Annotated in this window: 18 protein-coding genes; 6 read left to right on the top strand and 12 right to left on the bottom strand. The window is 61.3% G+C overall.

The window, feature by feature from the left end:
• From JV201_RS22310 to JV201_RS22295, 4 genes are all read right to left on the bottom strand, one after another.
• Positions 1-1,598, bottom strand: a 1,598-nt coding sequence (locus JV201_RS22310; protein WP_219407214.1) for an inorganic phosphate transporter, incomplete at its 3' end; no start/stop codon positions are given.
• 216 nt (positions 1,599-1,814) lie between these two features.
• On the bottom strand, positions 1,815-2,837 hold the full coding sequence (locus JV201_RS22305) for a transporter (protein ID WP_003211449.1): 1,023 nt from the start codon (positions 2,835-2,837) through the stop codon (positions 1,815-1,817).
• A gap of 100 nt (positions 2,838-2,937) precedes the next feature.
• Entirely contained in the window at positions 2,938-4,113 is a 1,176-nt protein-coding gene (locus JV201_RS22300; RefSeq protein ID WP_087693151.1) for a GAF domain-containing sensor histidine kinase, read from the bottom strand.
• Between the two features lie 185 nt (positions 4,114-4,298).
• A complete protein-coding gene (locus JV201_RS22295) occupies positions 4,299-4,604 on the bottom strand; it encodes a PepSY domain-containing protein (protein ID WP_219406053.1) in 306 nt (101 codons plus the stop codon).
• A 140-nt stretch (positions 4,605-4,744) separates the two neighbouring features.
• Between JV201_RS22295 and JV201_RS22290 the strand changes: the two genes are divergently transcribed.
• Positions 4,745-5,674 carry a sterol desaturase family protein gene (locus JV201_RS22290; protein ID WP_219406052.1) on the top strand — a complete coding sequence of 310 codons (930 nt, stop codon included), beginning with the start codon at positions 4,745-4,747 and terminating at the stop codon, positions 5,672-5,674.
• Here the strand turns inward: JV201_RS22290 and JV201_RS22285 are convergent.
• Both JV201_RS22285 and JV201_RS22280 read right to left on the bottom strand, forming a co-directional pair.
• Positions 5,615-6,292 (bottom strand): AraC family transcriptional regulator, encoded by a 678-nt coding sequence (locus JV201_RS22285; protein ID WP_219406051.1) that lies wholly within the window; start codon positions 6,290-6,292, stop codon positions 5,615-5,617. The genes JV201_RS22290 and JV201_RS22285 overlap by 60 nt on opposite strands.
• Entirely contained in the window at positions 6,293-7,420 is a 1,128-nt protein-coding gene (locus tag JV201_RS22280; RefSeq protein ID WP_134327191.1) for a glycerophosphodiester phosphodiesterase, read from the bottom strand.
• 232 nt (positions 7,421-7,652) lie between these two features.
• On the opposite strand from JV201_RS22280, the gene JV201_RS22275 reads away from it, so the two are divergent.
• Positions 7,653-7,976, top strand: coding sequence for a DUF2025 family protein (locus JV201_RS22275; RefSeq protein ID WP_008432956.1), 324 nt, complete (start codon positions 7,653-7,655; stop codon positions 7,974-7,976).
• A gap of 241 nt (positions 7,977-8,217) precedes the next feature.
• Here the strand turns inward: JV201_RS22275 and JV201_RS22270 are convergent, their stop codons facing one another.
• The gene (locus JV201_RS22270) at positions 8,218-8,541 is read right to left on the bottom strand and encodes an antibiotic biosynthesis monooxygenase (RefSeq protein ID WP_003211463.1); all 324 of its coding nucleotides are present in this window, start codon (positions 8,539-8,541) and stop codon (positions 8,218-8,220) included.
• A complete protein-coding gene (locus JV201_RS22265) occupies positions 8,538-9,233 on the bottom strand; it encodes a CTP synthase (RefSeq protein ID WP_177035203.1) in 696 nt (231 codons plus the stop codon). The genes JV201_RS22270 and JV201_RS22265 overlap by 4 nt, the downstream gene beginning before the upstream one ends.
• A 79-nt stretch (positions 9,234-9,312) precedes the next feature.
• On the opposite strand from JV201_RS22265, the gene JV201_RS22260 reads away from it, so the two are divergent.
• Entirely contained in the window at positions 9,313-10,197 is an 885-nt protein-coding gene (locus JV201_RS22260; RefSeq protein ID WP_003211467.1) for a LysR family transcriptional regulator, read from the top strand.
• Between the two features lie 105 nt (positions 10,198-10,302).
• Here JV201_RS22260 and JV201_RS22255 read toward each other — a convergent pair whose 3' ends face one another.
• The 4 genes from JV201_RS22255 to JV201_RS22240 all read right to left on the bottom strand — a co-directional run bounded on the left by JV201_RS22255 (position 10,303) and on the right by JV201_RS22240 (position 14,325).
• The gene (locus JV201_RS22255; RefSeq protein ID WP_003211469.1) at positions 10,303-10,818 is read right to left on the bottom strand and encodes a DUF1003 domain-containing protein; all 516 of its coding nucleotides are present in this window, start codon (positions 10,816-10,818) and stop codon (positions 10,303-10,305) included.
• Positions 10,819-10,898: 80 nt separating this feature from the next.
• Positions 10,899-12,218, bottom strand: coding sequence for a PAS domain-containing methyl-accepting chemotaxis protein (locus JV201_RS22250; protein WP_219406050.1), 1,320 nt, complete (start codon positions 12,216-12,218; stop codon positions 10,899-10,901).
• Between the two features lie 239 nt (positions 12,219-12,457).
• Positions 12,458-13,516, bottom strand: a complete 1,059-nt coding sequence (locus tag JV201_RS22245; RefSeq protein WP_003211472.1) for a diguanylate cyclase — start codon at positions 13,514-13,516, stop codon at positions 12,458-12,460.
• A 188-nt stretch (positions 13,517-13,704) separates the two neighbouring features.
• Positions 13,705-14,325 carry a TetR/AcrR family transcriptional regulator gene (locus tag JV201_RS22240; RefSeq protein WP_219406049.1) on the bottom strand — a complete coding sequence of 207 codons (621 nt, stop codon included), beginning with the start codon at positions 14,323-14,325 and terminating at the stop codon, positions 13,705-13,707.
• A 124-nt stretch (positions 14,326-14,449) separates the two neighbouring features.
• On the opposite strand from JV201_RS22240, the gene JV201_RS22235 reads away from it, so the two are divergent.
• The 3 genes from JV201_RS22235 (at position 14,450) to JV201_RS22225 (ending at position 18,014) form a co-directional block, all read left to right on the top strand.
• Positions 14,450-15,508 carry an MBL fold metallo-hydrolase gene (locus JV201_RS22235; protein ID WP_003211475.1) on the top strand — a complete coding sequence of 353 codons (1,059 nt, stop codon included), beginning with the start codon at positions 14,450-14,452 and terminating at the stop codon, positions 15,506-15,508.
• A gap of 363 nt (positions 15,509-15,871) precedes the next feature.
• Positions 15,872-16,396 (top strand): hypothetical protein, encoded by a 525-nt coding sequence (locus JV201_RS22230; protein ID WP_257903249.1) that lies wholly within the window; start codon positions 15,872-15,874, stop codon positions 16,394-16,396.
• Positions 16,397-16,631: 235 nt separating this feature from the next.
• Complete coding sequence (locus tag JV201_RS22225) at positions 16,632-18,014, top strand: amidase family protein (RefSeq protein ID WP_257903338.1); 1,383 nt, start codon at positions 16,632-16,634, stop codon at positions 18,012-18,014.
• Positions 18,015-18,018 lie beyond the last annotated feature (4 nt).

Genomic DNA, 18,018 nt, shown 5'->3' with positions numbered 1-18,018 from the left:
AGCCAGTACAGGCTGCCCGATAACAGAATCGCCGCCGGCAATGTCAGCACCCAGGCCATCAGCAAATTGCGGATGGTCTTCATCTGCAAGCCACCGCCGTTCGCCACCATGGTCCCGGCCACACCCGACGACAGCACATGGGTGGTGGACACCGGCAAGCCATACATGTCTGCCGCGCCGATGGTCAGCATCGCCACCATCTCGGCCGAGGCGCCCTGGGCGTAGGTCAGGTGGGTCTTGCCGATCTTCTCGCCCACCGTCACCACGATACGTTTCCAGCCGACCATGGTGCCGAGCCCGAGGGCGATGGCCACGGCGATCTTGACCCACAGCGGGATAAACCGTGTGGCGTTGTCGATCTGTTGCTTGAACAGTTGCAGCTTGTTCTGGGTGTCGGCGTCGAAGTTGCCGACCTTGCCCTTGTCCATCAGGCGGATGGTTTCGCTGGTCAGGTACATGTCGTTACGCACGTTGCCCACGGCCTCGGCCGGTACGGCGGCGAGGGAGCCGTAGCTCTTCACTTCTTCACCGATATGCCCGGTGATGGCGGCCAGGGCGGGCACCAGTTCCGGCGTGGCTTCCTTGGTGCGCACGTAGGTCGACAAGGTACCGCGAGAGTCGGCAGGAGCCAGTTGCGGCGCCGCTTTTACCAGGGCGGCCTGGGTGACTTCGGCCACCGCGGCAAACTGCAACGACTCACCGGCCGGCATGGTGCGGTTCAACGCGTAGGCCATCGGCAGGGTGCCCACCAGGATCAACATGATCAGGCCCATACCCTTTTGGCCGTCGTTGGACCCGTGGGCAAACGACACACCGGTACAGGTGGCGATCAGCATGCCGCGAATCCACCACGGCGGCGGGGTGTCGCCTTTCGGCGCTTTATACAGCGAGCGGTTTTTCACGAAGGCCCGCAGCGCCAGCAACAGCAGGGCGGCGAAGGCGAAACCGATCAGCGGCGACAGCAGCAGCGCATAACCGATCTTGATCGCCTGGCCCCAGTCCACACCGCTGGTACCGTCACGGCCATGCATCAGTGCGTTGGCCACGCCAACGCCGATGATCGAGCCGATCAAGGTGTGGGACGACGACGCCGGCAACCCCAGCCACCAGGTGCCGAGGTTCCACAGGATCGCGGCGATCAACAGCGCGAAGATCATCGCAAAGCCGGCGGAGGAGCCGACCTGCAGAATCAGCTCTACCGGCAGCAGCGCGATGATGCCGAACGCCACCGCGCCGCTGGATAGCAGCACGCCGAGGAAGTTGAAAAAGCCCGACCACACCACCGCGAAATGCGGTGGCAATGAGTTGGTGTAAATCACCGTGGCCACCGCGTTGGCGGTGTCGTGGAAGCCGTTGACGAACTCGAAGCCCAGGGCGATCAACAGCGCCACACCCAGCAGCAGGAACGGCGTCCAGGTGGTGACCACCGTGCCCAGCTCGTGCATGTCGTGCATCAGGCTGTAGGCGGTGAACAACAGGCCCATGGCGAGTACGGCGAAGAAAATGATCACCGTCACCAGGCCCGGTTTTTTGTCCAGGCGCGGTTTGGGATCGTTGGTGACGGAGGCGGTGGAGGCGGTCAGCGAAGGGGTTGCCATGCCGGAACATCCAGTGTTGAGGGAGGATATCCGTCATGATCGTTGCAGAATGTTACAGAGATGCTGCGGTAAATCAGTGTTTAGGGAATTGAAGTTGCCGCCGGTCTATAAAACACCGCCGATAAAATGTGGGAGCTGGCTTGCCTGCGATAGCGGTGTATCAGTCACCACCGCTATCGCAGGCAAGCCAGCTCCCACATTGATCGCATTTCAAATTCAATAATCCTTGCGCTTGCGAAATGCCCAGCGTCCGGCAATCAGGGTGAATGTCGCCACCAGCGCCACCAGAATCCAGAAGCCTTCCGGGTCTGTGGAGAGCGGCACGCCACCAACGTTCATGCCAAAAAAACCGGCAATGATGTTGATCGGCAACGCCAGCACCGTGACCACGGTCAGGGTGAACAACGTGCGGTTGCTCTGTTCGTTGAGGTTGGCGGCGATCTCTTCCTGCAGCAGCTTGATCCGCTCACCCAACGCCATCAGGTCGTTGATGATCAGCGCAAACTCCTCGGTGGATTTGCGCAGCTCTTTCACGTCTTCCTTCTGCAGCCACTGGGGCGGACGATTGAGCAGCCGCAGCAACGAGCCCGGCTCCAGCGCCAGCAGCCGTTGCAGGCGCACCAGCACCCGGCGCGCGGCACCCAGTTCGGCGCGGTTGGTGGACAGGCGTGACGACAGCAACTGGTCCTCGATCTGGTCGACGCTGAGGCTGGTCTTGCGCACGATCTGTGTCAGCACCTCGCCCTGGTCCCGCAGCAAATGCACCAGCAGTTCCAGCGGCGAGCGAAAGTGTTCACCGGCCTTAACCGACGAGCGCAGCTTGTCCACCGAATGCAGCGGTTGCAGGCGCGCGCTGATCAGCAGCCGACTGCGGGCGCACACCCATAAGGTTGAAATGTCTGAAGACACCATGCTGCTGAAGTTGAAGACCACGTCGTTGACCACCGCCAGCAAGGCCGAGTCCACGTGTTCGATGCGGGTGGAGCGTGAGCCTTCGTGCAAGGCTTCGAAGAATTCTTCCGGCAGGTTCAGGTGCGCCTGCATCCAGCGCTCACAGGCGGCGTGGGCCAGGTTCAAATGCAGCCAGAGGAATTCGTCGGGGTCACCGGGTTGCTGCAAGGCCGCAAGGGCAGTGGCTGAATCAATCTGTTCGCCCTTTTCACCGGGGCGGAAACGAAAACCGTAGAGCAAGCCAAACAGGTCGGAGTCCTGGTGGCTGTGGTCGATGCTGTGGTTCATGGAGGCTCGCAGGGAAAGTGCCTGTAGGAAATTTCACAGGTTCACTTGAGCGCATCATGGCAACTGAATTTGACGCTTTTGTGACGGTTTGAGGTGGCCGTCAATCGCCTGCGGGCAAGCTGAAGCTGAACACCGTGCCGTCCTGCTCGCTGGAAGACACTTCCAGCCGCCCGCCATGGGCGTCGGCAATCTGTTTGACGATGTACAACCCCAGGCCCAACCCGGCCTGGGGCAGGGCGCCCGTCGGTCGGGAGTAGGGCTGGAACAGCAGCGGCATGGCTTGCTCACTGATCAGCCCAAGGTTTTTCACCGTTAACTCAAACGTGCCGGCGTTGACCTGCGCACTGACTTCAACCGGCCCTTGCGGATTGCCGTGGCTGATGGCGTTGGCGACCAGGTTGGAGAGCAATTGCGCGAGCCGCTCGCGGTCGCCTTTCACACCCTTGAGATTGCCGATGCTGGCGTGAATCAGCCGCTTGGGGTGCACGTGCTGCACCTCTTCCACCACATGCTGCAAAGTGTCTTCAAGCCCGGTGCATTCACTGATGTTCACCGGGATGCCGCTGCCCATTCGCCCGCGGGCAAAGTCCAGTACGTCTTCCACCAGTTGCGAGGCCCGGCGGCCGCTGGCCAGCATGTGCCGCACCAGGGTGTCGGTGGCCGGGTCCGGGTGTTTGCGCAGCAGGCGTTCGGCGCCGACGTTGATGGCGAACAGCGGGTTGCGCAGGTCGTGGCCGAGCACGGCGATGAATTGTTCGCGTAGTTCGGCGGTTTCGCGCTCCTGCTGCAGGTCGGCTTCGGTCTGCTGGAGGCTTTCTTCGGCTTCGATCTGCAGCGACAGCACCCGGGCAAACGACTCCATGGTCGACTGGATGGTGCTGCTGCGCAGTTGCGCCGGGTTCGGGTCCAGGGCACAGATGGTGCCGAAGAAACGCCCGTCGGTGCGGAACACCGGCACCGAGATGTAGCTTTCAAAGTGGTAGATACGCGGCGTGTGGTGGTCGCGATACAGCGGGTCTTCGCTGGCTTTGTCGATCACGATCGAGACGTGGGAGTCGCGTATTTCGTGGCACAGGGTGGTGGTCAGGTCCAGCTCGCCACCCACGGGCAGGCCGAAGTCCAGTTGGTCGCGCACGGCGCAGGCGGTCCAGGAATCATCGGTGACCCGGGCCACGGCCGCAAAACGCAAGCCGGTCATCTCGCTGACTACCTGGAGAATCGCCGGGACGGCGCTGATTCTGCCAATGGTGGCAATGTCGACGGCTTTTTGCCCCATGGCGAACGGTTCCGGTCCTGATGCTGCTGGCGTTGTGCCTTGGCTGATGGTTGGGATTCTAGCGAGCTTGGCGGCGTAAGGTACAAATTCGTTCACGCTAATTAGACTAATTGCTCTTCTGGGCGACGAGCGCGCATAAAAACGCCGCGCGGCCCGAAGGCGGCGCGGCGTTTTTGCGGTTCAACTCAAGTGTCTTGCTTGTTTTCCAGGACTTCGCCGGTCTTGGCATCCAGCTTCACGTCCCACTTCACGTTGCTGGTGTCACGCAGTTCGGTCTCGTAGACCAGGCGGCCGGCTTTGTCTTCCAGTTCGGTGTCAACGATGGTGGAGCCTTTGTGCTGGGCCACGGCCTTGGCGTTGAGCTTTTCAAAATCCATCACGGCACCGGACTTGAGCAGGCTCGGAATCTGGTCCGGGCGAACATCGGCCTGGGCCAAACCGGCGGTAAGGGTCAAGGCGGCAGCAGCGAACAGAGCGGTCAGGTTTTTCATGGTGTGATCCTTTGGGGTGAGCTGTTTAAGTGGGATCAGGTTAACCAGCGCAACTTAACTCACCCTTAAAATTGCGCCGTTTGTTCAATCGGCGGCGAGTGCGGGGTTTCATGCTGGCGTCTCACTTACGGGAGGCACAGATGAAACAGTTAATGGCCTGGGTGTATGCGCCCTTGTTTTGGGCGGGGTTTATCGGGTGGGCGCTGTGGCTGGTGCAGAGGGATGCGCTGCAGTGGCTGGGGCTGGTATTTGTTCTGGCGGTGGCGGTGTCGTTTATCGCCGAGTGGTGGTTGCCCTATGAGCCACAGTGGAATCGCAACCAGGGTGATCGTCGTCGCGACTTGATTCACGCGTTGGTCAATGAGGGCCTCAATGCGGTGGGCTTGTTGATCTTGCCGGTGCTGACCGCGCTGTTGGCCGTCGACGGTGTATGGCCGCGGGCGTGGCCGCTCTGGGCGCAATTGCTGCTGGCGATCTTCATTGCCGATGCGGGCATCACCCTGATGCATTACGCCAGCCACCGAGTCGCTGCCTTGTGGCGCCTGCATGCGGTGCACCACAGCGTGCAACGGCTGTATGGCTTCAATGGCTTGATGAAGCATCCGTTGCACCAGATGCTGGAAGCCACGGCCGGGTTGGCGCCGTTGATCCTGCTGGGCATTCCCACGGAGGTGGCGCTGCTGCTGGCCCTGGCGATTGCCGTGCAGCTGCTGTTGCAGCATTCCAATGTCAACATGCGCCTGGGGCCGCAGCGCTGGGTGTTCGCCTGGGCGCCGGTGCATCGTTTTCATCACATGAAATATGGCCGGGCTGGGGATGTGAATTTCGGCTTGTTTTTCAATCTGTGGGATTGGCTGTTGGGCACGGCGTTTTACAGCCATGACTATCGAATGGGGCAGGGCGACTTGGGGATTGGCAGCCGGCCGGATTTTCCGCGGGAGTATGTGGCGCAGTTGCGCGACCCGTTCAGGACGGTGCAATTGAGCAAGGAGCCGCCGGTTCCCGCGGGTCTAGTCCAGGATTCGTACGTGCAGGTTGCGCAACGACGCCCCGGCCGTGACGCCGAATAGTTGTTTCATGGTCCGGGAAAAATGCGCCGAATCGGCGAACCCGGCGCCATGGGCAGCCTCGGTCAAGGTGCTGCCGCCGAGCGCCAGTCCGAGCGCCACCCGCAAGCGCCGCCACAACACCAGGCGACGTACCGGCAAACCCAGTTGGTTGGCGAACAAACGTTCCAGCTGGCTCAACGAAACGTGCGCCGCCTGTGCCAGGGCGTGGGCCGAGACCTTGCCACTCAGTTGCTGATCCAGCGCCGACAGCGCGCGCTCCACCCTGGCATCTTCCAGTGCGCGTCTCGGCAATTGGCGCAGCGTGCGCTCGAGTGCTTCCAGGGACCGTTCACTGTCGGCCAGGGCGGCCTGCAAGGGGGCGATATCAAATGCGCCGGGTTCGGCATACACCATCAATACCTCACCATGGGTTTGGAGGATGGCGTGGGGCATTCTGGACGGGATAAACAGGCGATGGGCCGTGATGGCACGGCCATCGAGGCTGGCCGTGACCGGCCCGCCCGCGGAGAACATCAGCTGATGGGCATAGTGTGCGTGGGGCGCGGTGCGCCCCGGTATGCCCTGGATCAGCCCGTAGTCAGGCCCCAGCCACAGGCGACCTGACCATTCGGGGCTCACTCAGTAACCGTTGTCCTGCAGCAGGTCGGCCACACTCGAGGATGGCCAGCGCTTGTAGTACTTCAGCAGTTCGGCAGCGCGGTTGGTGAAGATGCCATCGACGCCGGCTTTCATGACCTTGTCGAAGTCCACCGGCTCATCCACGGTGTACACGTGCACCAGCAAGCCCTTGTCGTGGGTCAACTGGTTCATCTCGGGTTTGACCAGGTCGGAGTAGCTCTGGTCGCCCAGGTTGGTCAGTTGTGCCGAAGGGCCGGTACCGATGGCGCCCAGGCTCTTGGCCTCGTCGATCCATTTTTCGAACTCGGCGGCGTCCTTCGGCTCCTGCTTGGCGTAGTAGGCGGCTTTGCTCGGCTCGCCGGACTCGGCGAAGGGCACCTTGGATTTCGGTTCGATGCTGCCTTCACCTACCCACAACAGCAGGATTTTCGGGGTGTTGGGCATCTCTTTTTGCAGTTCTTTCAGGCTGTCTTTCTCAAAGGTTTGCAGCACCACGCGGCCCTTGCCCTGGCCGACGCCGATGTTTTTCTGGGCCTGGTTGGAGCCGGTGGAACTCAACCAGCCTTTATCCAGCAGCTTGTTCTTCAGGTCGGCCTCGATGCCCGGGAATTGCTTCGGCTCCTTGGTTTCGATGTACAGGCCGGGTTTGTGCTGCGGGTTGCCTTCGGCGATCTTGATGATTTCGTCCAGGCTGAGGATTTTCAGGCCGACGAAGCCCGGGCGGGCACGGTCCGGGTAGGCGGCGTTGAACCAGCTGCCGGCGTCCAGGGTTTTAAGCTCGGCCCAGGTGAACTCGTTGGCCGGGCTGTCCTTGCGCTCCGGGAACTTGGTGGCGACGTCGGTGGTGCGTTGCAGGTTGTTGTCATGCAGGGCGAATAGCACGCCGTCCTTGCTGCGCTGCAGGTCCATTTCCAGGTAGTCGGCACCCAGGTCGCGCGCGACTTTGTAGGCGGCGGCGGTGGATTCCGGTGCATCGAAGGAGGCGCCACGGTGGGCAATCACGGCAGGGTGCGGGATGCCTTCGTTGGCCGCGAGTTCGGTAGGGCTGATCGGGCTTGCCGCCTGTGCCTGGCCAAGGCCCAGCATCAGGGCCAGCAGCAGGGCACTCTTGGTAAACGTGACAGGCATATGCGAAGTCCTTTCGTGGAGGTAACTTTGAGAAGGGCTCCTTTTTAACAATTGCTTGCGAATGGCGCTATCACCAAACCGACATTAACGTGTTCACCGGCCATTTTTCTGCACTTTTGTGCGGTGCGATGCAGTACTCTTGCCTTGAATTGCCCCATCAGAGGGCAGATTTTCCTGCCACGCGTGTAAACCATCTTTCCAGTCCAAGTAGGACTTTTCAGTGAGGTTTACCATGCGCATCACCTCCGAGCTTATCTGCCAGGCCGCCGACCAACTCCAGGGTTTTGTCGGCCTGAACCGCAAGACTGGCCAGTACATCGTCCGTTTCAGCGAAGACTCCTTCGGCATGGACGTGGCCGATGACGGCATTATCCCAACCGCCGAGTTTGTCTGGCTGCCGGTCGACGGGCAGGCCATGACCTTGTCCCGCGAGCGGATCCAGTTGTTGCTGGACCAGAACATCGACGATCGCATCAACATCACGGAACCGCTGCGGGTGTACATGCGTCGGGTGGAGATTCCACAGATCAGTGCGGTGCGCAGTCTGGTCAGTTGAGTGCCGCATAGCCCTGCGGCTGGAGCGCTTTTTGTGGCTTGGGAGCTTGCTGTGGCKTGGGAGCTTGCTGTGGCGAGGGAGCTTGCTCCCGCTGGAGTGCGCAGCGCTCCCAAGATTTTGGGGCCGCTTCGCAGCCCAGCGGGAGCAAGCTCCCTCACCACACAAGCTCCCTCACTACAGCAAGCGCCCTCACCACAGAGCCTCCCTTGTCCACATTAAGTGTTTTACACGGGCTGAGGTTTCAGCGCTCGAACGCGTAAGACCGCTCCACCTTGCACACCCGCGTATGGCACGCCGAGTACCAGGTGGCGCGGCCCTGTTCGCGCACCTCAGTGTGTTCGGCGTGCTGCTTCCAGGCCAGGATCGCGGCTTCGCTGCTCCAGTAGGACACCGTGATACCCAGCCCGTCGTCCCCGCGCGCCGATTCCACGCCGAGAAAACCGGGTTGTTGCCGGGCCAGTTCCAGCATGCGGTCGGCGGCTTGTCCGTAACCGTTGTCACCTTCAGTGCGCAATGAACTGAACACCACGGCGTAGTACGGCGGTTTGGGTGTCTTGGCGATCATGCGCAGGCCTTCAGCAGCGCAATGGCCAGCGGCGGGGTGACGTCTTTAAGCGCCGCACGTTCCGGCTGGAACAGGGTGGCGACAAAAAACGGATGGCCCAGCAACTCCACCGCCCGCAGGTCACCCGCCGAGTCATGGCCGCTGGCAATCAGGTCGGCTTCCAGCAATGCGCTTTCGAACGCTGGATTGATGCCATAGCGGCAACGGTAGCCTTCATGGATATCCAGGGTGGCGTAGGCCTCGGCGATGCGGGTATAGGCCATCAAGCGGATGGTGTCGGTCGCTTCCACCAGCGCACAGGTCAGGGGCGTGAGTACTGCACGGGGCGAATCGGGAGCCAGTTCGCCGTGTTCTGCGTCGGCCCAGCCCAGCACGTTGCGGGCATATTCCAGCACCGCGTGTTGAAAACCGCCGCAGGTGCCGAGGAAAGGGCGCCGCTGTTCACGGGCATAACGGATGGCCAGCAGGGCGCCGTCCAGATCACGGTAAGGGCTGGCGGGGACGCACCAGAAGCCGTCGTAGTGCTGCAGTTGTTCGGTGGATTTGATCGTGTCGGTGGCCAGCCAGTCGAACCGCACCGTCAGGCCCAGCGCCGCGCCGGCCTGTTGCAACGCCAGGGGAATGGCCTGGTGGGCGGTGACCTGTGCATCGTAGTCGCCGATCAGGGCCAGGTGCAGGGTGGTTTTATTCATCGAGGGTATCCGTGGCTTGTTGAGTCCTGGCGCTCACTATAGATTGGCGTTCACGCAATCAATATTGGCGTTAACACACATGTTCAATGCAGCGGCGCACTATCAGATCGACTACCCAGACCTTTCCCTGATCCTCGCCCTGGTGCGCGGCGGCACGCTCGCGCGGGCGGCGGCGTTGCTGCGGGTGGATGTGTCTACGGTGTTTCGCGCGGTGCGGCGGCTGGAGACGGCACTGGGCCAGACGCTGTTCGAAAAGAGCCGCGCCGGCTACCTGCCCACCACCTTGGCCACCACCCTCGCCGAGCAGGCCGAACGTGCCGAACAGGCGCTGGAGGCAGCACGTGTGGGAGTGGAGCAGGGCGGTGAAGTGATCAGCGGTACGGTGCGCCTGACGTGCACGGACTCGGTATTGCAGTCACTGTTGCTGCCGGCCCTGGCGCAGTTCATGCCGGGCTACCCGGCGTTGACCCTGGAGCTGAGCACGTCCAATGACTTCGCCAACCTCAGTCGCCGCGATGCGGATATTGCCCTGCGCCTGACCAAGGCACCGCCCGAGCATCTGGTAGGACGTTGCCTGGGCACGGTGTCGTATCGGGTGTGCGCCAGTGCCGACTATGCCCGCCAGCATGCGGGGGAGGAACTGGCGGCCCTGAACTGGATCGCGCCGGATGACTTCCTGCCGGATCACCCCACCGTCACCTGGCGGCGCCAGCACTTGCCGGGAGTGATGCCGGCCTATCGCTGCAACAGCATGGTTTCGGTAACCGAGTTGGTGCGCGCGGGACTCGGCGTGGCCGCGTTGCCGGATTACCTGCTGGGCGCGGACCTGCAACCGTTGAGCCCGCCGCTGGTGGGGCACGACACCGCCCTGTGGCTGCTGACGCGCCCCGATTGCCGGGCCTTGCGCTCGGTGGTGACGTTATTTGATCAGTTGGGCCAGCATGTGCGTTTGCCGGTGAGATAACTGTGGGAGCTGGCTTGCCTGCGATACAGGCGMYGYGGTSCATCAGGYATACCGCGGTGATGCAATCGCAGGCAAGCCAGCTCCCACACGGGATGCGTGGGAGGGTCAGGTCTTGCGCACGAATTGGTCGTGCATTTCGCTGGTCAGCCCTTCGATGCGTTCGGTCAGTTGTTTGGTCATCTCGGTGAGCTTGGTGTTCTGCTCCAACAGTTCCAGGAGTTGCTTGGTGGTCTGCGCCGCCTGGGCCTGGCGTTCGGTGTTGGCCACGGCCAGGGCTTCGCGGTGCTGGGCGTCGGCGTCGGATTGGGCCTTGTCCCGTGCGGCCTGGCGGGTCTGGGCGAGCAAAATCAACGGCGCGGCGTAGGCCGATTGCAGGCTGAACGCTAGGTTCAAGAGGATGAACGGGTAGACGTCAAAGTGCGTGATGCCGGTCATGTTGAGCACGACCCACAGAATCACGATTGCCGTTTGCGCCCCCAGGAACGTCGGCGTACCAAAGAAGCGTGCGAAGGCTTCGGCTTTCAACGCAAAGGTGTCGTTGCCAAAGGTCGGCGCGAGATGGGCGTGTTTACGATGAAAGCGCAGGTGGTCAACGTTGGCTTCAGGTTTATCCGGGGTCATGGCGGGCTCGAATCCGTGGCGTAAGACAAGCCACCACTATAGACCGAGCCCTCGGCCTGGCACATGAAGAAGCCTGTCGCTTACCTGTTGCCCCGTTCATTGGCAAACGCACTCACAGCCTGCACCGCCTCGCTGGCGCCTTCGCGAATCTGCAGGATCACCGTGCCGGCCTGGTTGGCGAGGTCCACGCCCTGGGCGGCGCGGTCGCGGGTACCGTCCATGCTGTCGATGGCCTGGCGGGTTTCGGTCTGGATCATCTCGATCATCGACGAAATCTCGGCCGTTGAACCGCTGGTGCGCGCCGCCAATTGCCGCACTTCATCGGCCACCACCGCAAAGCCACGCCCTTGTTCGCCGGCGCGTGCGGCTTCGATGGCAGCGTTCAATGCCAGCAGGTTGGTCTGGTCGGCAATCCCGCGAATGGTGTTGACGATGGCGGTGATCTGCTGCGAACGCTCGCCCAGCTTGGCGATCAGCGCGGAAGAACCGTCGATATTGGCGGCAATCTCACGCATGCCGGTGGCGGTCTGCTGGATCACCTCGGCGCCTTTTTCGGCGATGTCCCGGGTTTGCAGCGAGATGTGATAAGCCTGGGTGGCGCTTTGCGCGTCGGCCGCGTGTTTCTCCACCATGGCCGTGACGTCGGAGGCGTATTTCACCACCTTGCACAGGCGCCCGCTGGCGTCGTACACCGGGTTGTAGTTGGCTTCCAGCCACACCACCTGGCCGTTTTTGTCGATGCGTTCGAATTGGCCGTTGAACAGCTCACCCTGGTTCAGCCGTCGCCAGAAATCGCTGTAGGCGCTGCTGTTGGCCAGCTCCGGTGTGCAGAACATGCGGTGATGCTTGCCCTGCACCTGCGCCAGGTTGTAGCCCATGCGCTGCAGGAAATTCTGGTTGGCGCTGATGATGGTGCCGTCGAGGTTGAACTCGATCACCGCCATGGCGCGGTCGATGGCCTGCAACTTGGCGTTGGCTTCACTCTCGGCCTGCATTTTCGGGGTGACGTCCATGGCGTACTTCACCACTTTCACCACGCTGCCGGACTCGTCGCGCACCGGGTTGTAGCTGGCCTCCAGCCAGATCGGCTGGCCGCCGCTGGTCACCCGTTCGAAGGTCCCGGACTGGAATTGGCCGTTGCGCAATTGCGTCCACAGTTGGCCGTACTCGGCGCTGCGGGCAAAGGCCGGGGTGCAGAACAGGCGGTGGGACTGGCCCACGACTTGGTCGGCGGTGTAGCCCATGGCCTTGAGGAAATTCTCGTTGGCCCGCAGGATCGTGCCTTGCAGATCAAATTCAATCACCGCCATTGAGCGGTCGATGGCGTCGAGAAGGCTGGCTTGCTGGGCAATGGTGGCTTGCAGGGTACTGATGGTTTTTTTATGGGCGTTGAATAGCATGGTCGTGTGCTCGGGGGAAGCAAGCGTCAGGGGTATCCATGGGGGCGCCTGCCACCGTAAGGCCTGGCCATACGGCAAACGTGCTCATTGCCAGCTTCCTTGTGCTGACAGCGGGGTGGAACAGCGGGTTCTGAGTCGTATGGCCGGCAAGAAGTTCTATGCCAGTCGACCAATGGCGGCATTATGCTATCGGTCGGCGACGGGCGCGTTTAATTCAGACGAGATGCAGAGGGCGGGATTCAGGCGGAATGGGCGACCACGTAGTCGCTGATATTGACTCGGTTACGGCCGGTGTCCTTGGCCGCGTACAGCGCGCGGTCCGCTGCGTTGAGCCACATGGCCGCGTCGGTGAAGGTGCTCTGGAAAGACGCCAGGCCAATGCTCAGGCTGACCCGCAGTTCGGGGATTTCCGGGTTGCGGTAATTGCTGAACACCTCGCGCATGCGTTCCATGACTTGCGCGGCCTGTTCCATGGGCATGTCCGGAAGAATCACACAGAACTCGTCGCCGCCGTATCGCCCGGCCAGGTCGTTTGCCCGCAGGTTGCGTCGAAGTTCCAGGCTTAGTTGGCGCAGAACCTGGTCACCGATGATGTGCCCATAGCTGTCGTTGATCTGCTTGAAATGGTCGATGTCGATCAGTGCGATGGTGGCGTTCCCATGTTGTTGCTGGCACTTGTGAAACTTCAGGTGCAGCAGGTCTTTCCACGAACCGTGGTTGAGCAGGCCGGTGAGGCTGTCGGTGCGGCTCAAGGCGCTCAGGGCGCGTTTGTGTTCCGACAATTTGATCGCCAGGCGGTAGCAGACCATGCCCAGCGCCATGGGATACAGGGTCAGCATCGGCAGGCAGGCGTAGACCTGGACCAGGCTGACGTCGGGATTGAAGTGGATGCCAAACAGCAGCCAGGACACGCCGATACCTGCCAGTTGCGCCACGATGCCGTGGAGGAACAGGCGTTTGCCGCCGGCGGCGACGTTGTTCATGGTCATCATCGACAGGATGGTCACGGCCGTCAGTGGCGTGAACTGTGTAGTCGCCGCCCAGAACCCGCCGAGCAGTGAGTCGTAGAGCAGGTTTCGCCGTTCCGCCTTGTAGGGGAAATCGGAGCGGGTCGAAAGTTGATAGGCCAGGTGCGCCCAGCCAAAACCATTGAACAGCAGCAACGCCCAGACCCAGCCTGGCATTTGCAGTGGGTAGAGCGCGGCGATGACGCTGATGCAGCCGATGCCCAGGCCGATGATCCTTGGCCTGTAGATACGTCTGGCAAATGACAGCCCTTTGCCTCGTTGGTTTTCCATAGATTCCTGGGTCGATTCTTTTTTTGCAGGTACGACGGCACACGTGATCGGGAAAACCACTGGTCGGATAATACGTGTGAATATTGTCAGTTATTCGCGTGGGAATAATCAGTGTCCTTCCAGGCCATTTGCAAAGGACACGCGGCGAATCAGATAAAAACGACCTTGGATGTCGTTCCTGCAACAGGTCAGTGCTGCGGCACGACCTCATAGCCTGCGAGGAACAGGTCGATGGCCGACTCGATGACGTTCGCTTGAGCGTCGGCGTCCAGGGTCGGCTGGCCGAGGGTGATCTGTGGCCAGAAGGCAAAGGCCTTGAGCAGGCTTTGCACCTGGTGGGCGGCGAAGCATGGGTCGGTGCAGCTCAGCCGGCCATCTTCCTGGGCGGCGCGCACCCATTGGTTGAAGCCTTCTTCACGCTTGCTCAGGCGGTTGACCATGTCCTGGGCACGTTCCGGCGAGTGGATGGTGGCGGCAATCGCGACCCGGGCCAGGTCGAGGAAGTTGGCGTCCGACATCATCGTCATCTTGGCCTGCAGCAACCCGCGCAGTTGCTCCCGCAGCGGGCGGTCGCTGGCGTAGCTGACGTCCAGTTGCGCAACACTGCTGGCCCACAGTTGATGCAGGATCTCGGCGAACAGCTCTTCCTTGCTCTTGAAGTGGTTGTACACCGTGCGCTTGGAAACCCCCGCCGTGGCGGCAATCTTGTCCATGCTGGTGACCTCGAACCCGTTGTCACGAAACTCGGCAATGGCGGCTGCCACGATGGCTTCGCGTTTACGGTCGGTGAGGCGCAGGGGTACAGTCATGGTGGGAGTTCGGCTCTGAAGGGAAACTTACACTCGGTAGTTTACTTGCTCCCGGTTTTGTTGCAATCTAGAAACTACACTGTGCAGTGTAATTTTTAGAGCAGTCTGCAGGAGTTCCTCGGTAATGGCCACGATCTCAACCCGTCTCGACAGTTCTTCTACAGCGCCCAAGTCTTCCGAACAGCATCAAGGTCACTTCACCAATCAGAAGCCCATCCAGCATGGCGGCTTGGGCAAGACCCTGGGCATCATGTGGAAGATGCTCTTCCAGAAGCCCCGCAGCACGCGCCCGGTGGGTGAGATCCCGGTGCAGCCGCTGACTCGCGAGCAACTGTTTGCCGCCCCGGACCATAGCGTTTTCCGCCTCGGCCATTCCACCGTGCTGCTGAAAATGCGCGGCAAGTTCTGGCTGACCGACCCGGTGTTCGCCGAGCGTGCTTCGCCGTTCAGTTGGGCGGGCCCCAAGCGTTTCCATCAGCCGCCGATCAGCCTTGAGGACCTGCCGCCGATCGAGGCGGTGATTCTTTCCCACAACCACTACGACCATCTGGACCACAAGGCGGTGGTGCAACTGGCGGACAAGACCCGCTATTTCCTCGCGCCGCTGGGTGTGGGCGATACGCTGGTCAAGTGGGGCGTGGATGCCAGCAAGGTGCGGCAGCTGGATTGGTGGCAGGGCACTGAAGTGGACGGGATTCGTTTTGTGTCCACGCCGGCCCAGCACTTTTCCGGGCGCGGCCTGTTCGATGGCAACCAGACGCTGTGGTGTTCGTGGGTGATGATCGACGGCTCACGGCGAATTTTCTTCAGCGGTGATACCGGCTATTTCGAGGGCTTCAAGCGTATCGGCGAGCAGTACGGCCCGTTTGACCTGACCCTGATGGAGACGGGGGCCTACAACGTCGACTGGCCCCACGTGCACATGCAACCGGAAGAAACCCTGCAGGCGCACATCGACTTGAAGGGCCGCTGGCTGCTGCCGATCCATAACGGCACGTTCGACCTGGCGTTTCATGCATGGCACGAACCCTTCGACCGCATCATGGCGCTGGCATGGGAGCGTAACGTGTCGATCACCACACCGGCGATGGGGCAGGCGTTCATGCTCAACCAGCCGGAGCGCGGGCAGGCCTGGTGGCTGGAAGTCGAGCATCAGGGCAGTGAAGCGCACGTCAGCGGATAATCACCGTCTGATCGCGCGCTCAGGGATTTTGAACGAGCCAAAACCAGCCATTTCCGACAGACATCCACCTCGCTGAAGGGATGCAATCACGCCTCGAAACTTTATTCCGGGGCGTGGGAGTGTATGGACGATAAGAGTAGGAAGGTCACAGGGCCGGGCGTGCGCTGCCTGTTCAAGCCTTCAGGATCGGGGGACAGTTGTACTCCCCAGCCTTGCGCCTCCACTGCCAGCCAGGGCGTCGTGTTTGGCAGTCATGCGGCCGGTACGATCGTCAATTCGGCCACTCACCAGGGCGGCCTGGAGTTTGGCTCCACGGGCGGTTACGGCCCCAGGCTCGACCTCCCTGGCCCCATGATGCACAGCGTGCGCGATCCCGCGTTATCACTGATTGCCCTCAACGGTGTCGACCCTGAGGGGCGGGTGATGGTGGAGATTCCACCCGTCGCTGATCCGGGTCATCTGATCAACACACCGCCCCTGGCTGGCAGCCGTATTGGTTTTGCCAGCGAGTACGTTACCGGTGATGTGCGCAAACCCGCCAAACACAGCTCGCACTTTGCCCGGGTACTGGACGTACTGCGTGCAGCCGGTGCGCAATTGGTGCCTGTGACGGCGCGGGTGACCGATGACACACGTCACTTCACCCTGGACCCCGGCAATGAGATTAACGACCGGGTCACGGAAAACCGCCTGGATGGGGTGGTGGCGGATGCGCAAGGTGTTGCTTTCCACAAAGCAGCGACTGCCGATAACCCACGCTTCAGCCTGCCCGCGGGCACCGACGTCGACGGGGTGTCGAGGGTCGTCTGGTTCTATGGTGCGCACTGGTCCAGAGATCGTCTGGCGGCGTTGGTGCGAGGTTGTCAGCAGGTTCTAGGGCGGCATTAAGGGCCTACGCCATGGGGAGAGTGATCGTACGCCGCGGTAAGAGTTGCCCCCGAGTCATCGAGTATTTCGCTTCTTAGACTGAGGCAGGGATATCGAACGGTATTCCCAACATTCAGGCAGGCGGGGAGTATTTATGATCGGACCAGGTTTGGGCGCGGGATGGGCAGCGGGGCTTTTCGATGCAGTGGTGAACCCGCCACAGGCCTACAGGAGTGCCGACGATTTGGCGGCGGTCATGACCCGGCCCAATGGGGCCAGTTCCGATTCGGTGGTGAGGGATTCGCTGAAGCTGATCGCCAACATGGACAAGGGCTTGCAGGGCGGCAATGCATTCATTGAAATCAATCCTGACGCTCGTGTGAAAGCCCGTGCGCTGGATCTGGAACGGGCCGAAGGCAAAGTGCGCGGGCCTTTGCATGGCGTTCCGATAGCGCTCAAGGATGTGTTCGAAACCGGCGACAAGATGCAGACCAGCGGTGGCTCCATGGCGCTGGTGGGCAGGCCCGCTTCAAGGAACGCCAAGGTGGTGGACAACCTGCTGAAGGCTGGCGTTGTGATTATTGGAAAAACCAACATGAGCGAATTGTCCAATTTTCGCTCTGAGGCTCCGGTTGATGGCTGGAGCTCCAGGGGCGGCTTGACCCTCAACCCGCATCGGCTGGATGGCCAGGCGGCGGGATCGAGTACGGGCTCTGCGGTAGCCGTTGCTCAAGGGATTGTGCCCTTGGCATTGGGGGTCGAAACCAATGGTTCAATCATTGCGCCGGCGGCTTACAACGGTGTTATTGGTTTCAAACCGACCGAAGGGTTAGTGAGCACTGAAGGGGTGATGACCAGTTCCCGCCAGGACACGGTGGGCACCTTCACCCGTAACGTACGTGATGCGGCGCAAGCACTGGATGCGATGACGGATACCAACCGCTACACCCAGGGAATCAAGCCTGACGCCTTGGTGGGCAAGCGCATCGGCTATACGCCGTTGCCTGAGTTATCAGCAGAAGATGCCAACGACCCGACGAAAATAGCCGACAGGCAGCACTTCGAGGATGCCATTACGTTGCTGCGGGGCAAGGGCGCGACATTGGTACCCGTGGGTCAACTGGGTGAGGGCGTCCCGTACGAAACCCATGAACAATATAACGACGCGTTGTTATCGGACGTTAAACACCAGCTTGAAGCCTACCTGGCCGGACGGGCAGGCTTGCCGGTGAAGTCGCTGGCTGAGCTGATTGAATTCAACGAGCGCAACAGCGGTCCGGGTGTGCCGGATCAACAGATGCTCACCATGATCAACGGGATGGATATCAGTGATGAGGCGCGCAATGAGTTATGGGCTGCCATCGGCCCGATTTTCAAAAGCACCATCGATAAGCCGCTGGCCGAGCATAAGCTTGACGCAATAGTGTCCAATTTTCACTCGTACAGTTACTACTACTCGGCAGTGGCCGGTTATCCCGGTATCTCCATGCCATCGGGAATGGACGACGAAGGGATGCCAACGGCTGTTCACTTTTATGGGGCAAATTTGAGCGAAGCCACGTTGCTGTCGGTCGCCTACGGGTATGAGCAGGCCTCCCATGCAATTAGGAAGCCTGCGTTTACACCCGGCCTGCGCTAGTCCG

This window comes from Pseudomonas sp. Colony2 (assembly GCF_019382755.1).
Taxonomy (GTDB): Bacteria; Pseudomonadota; Gammaproteobacteria; order Pseudomonadales; family Pseudomonadaceae; genus Aquipseudomonas.
The sequence above is the reverse complement of the archived record's forward strand: the minus strand, read 5'-3'. Positions and strand labels throughout refer to the sequence as shown.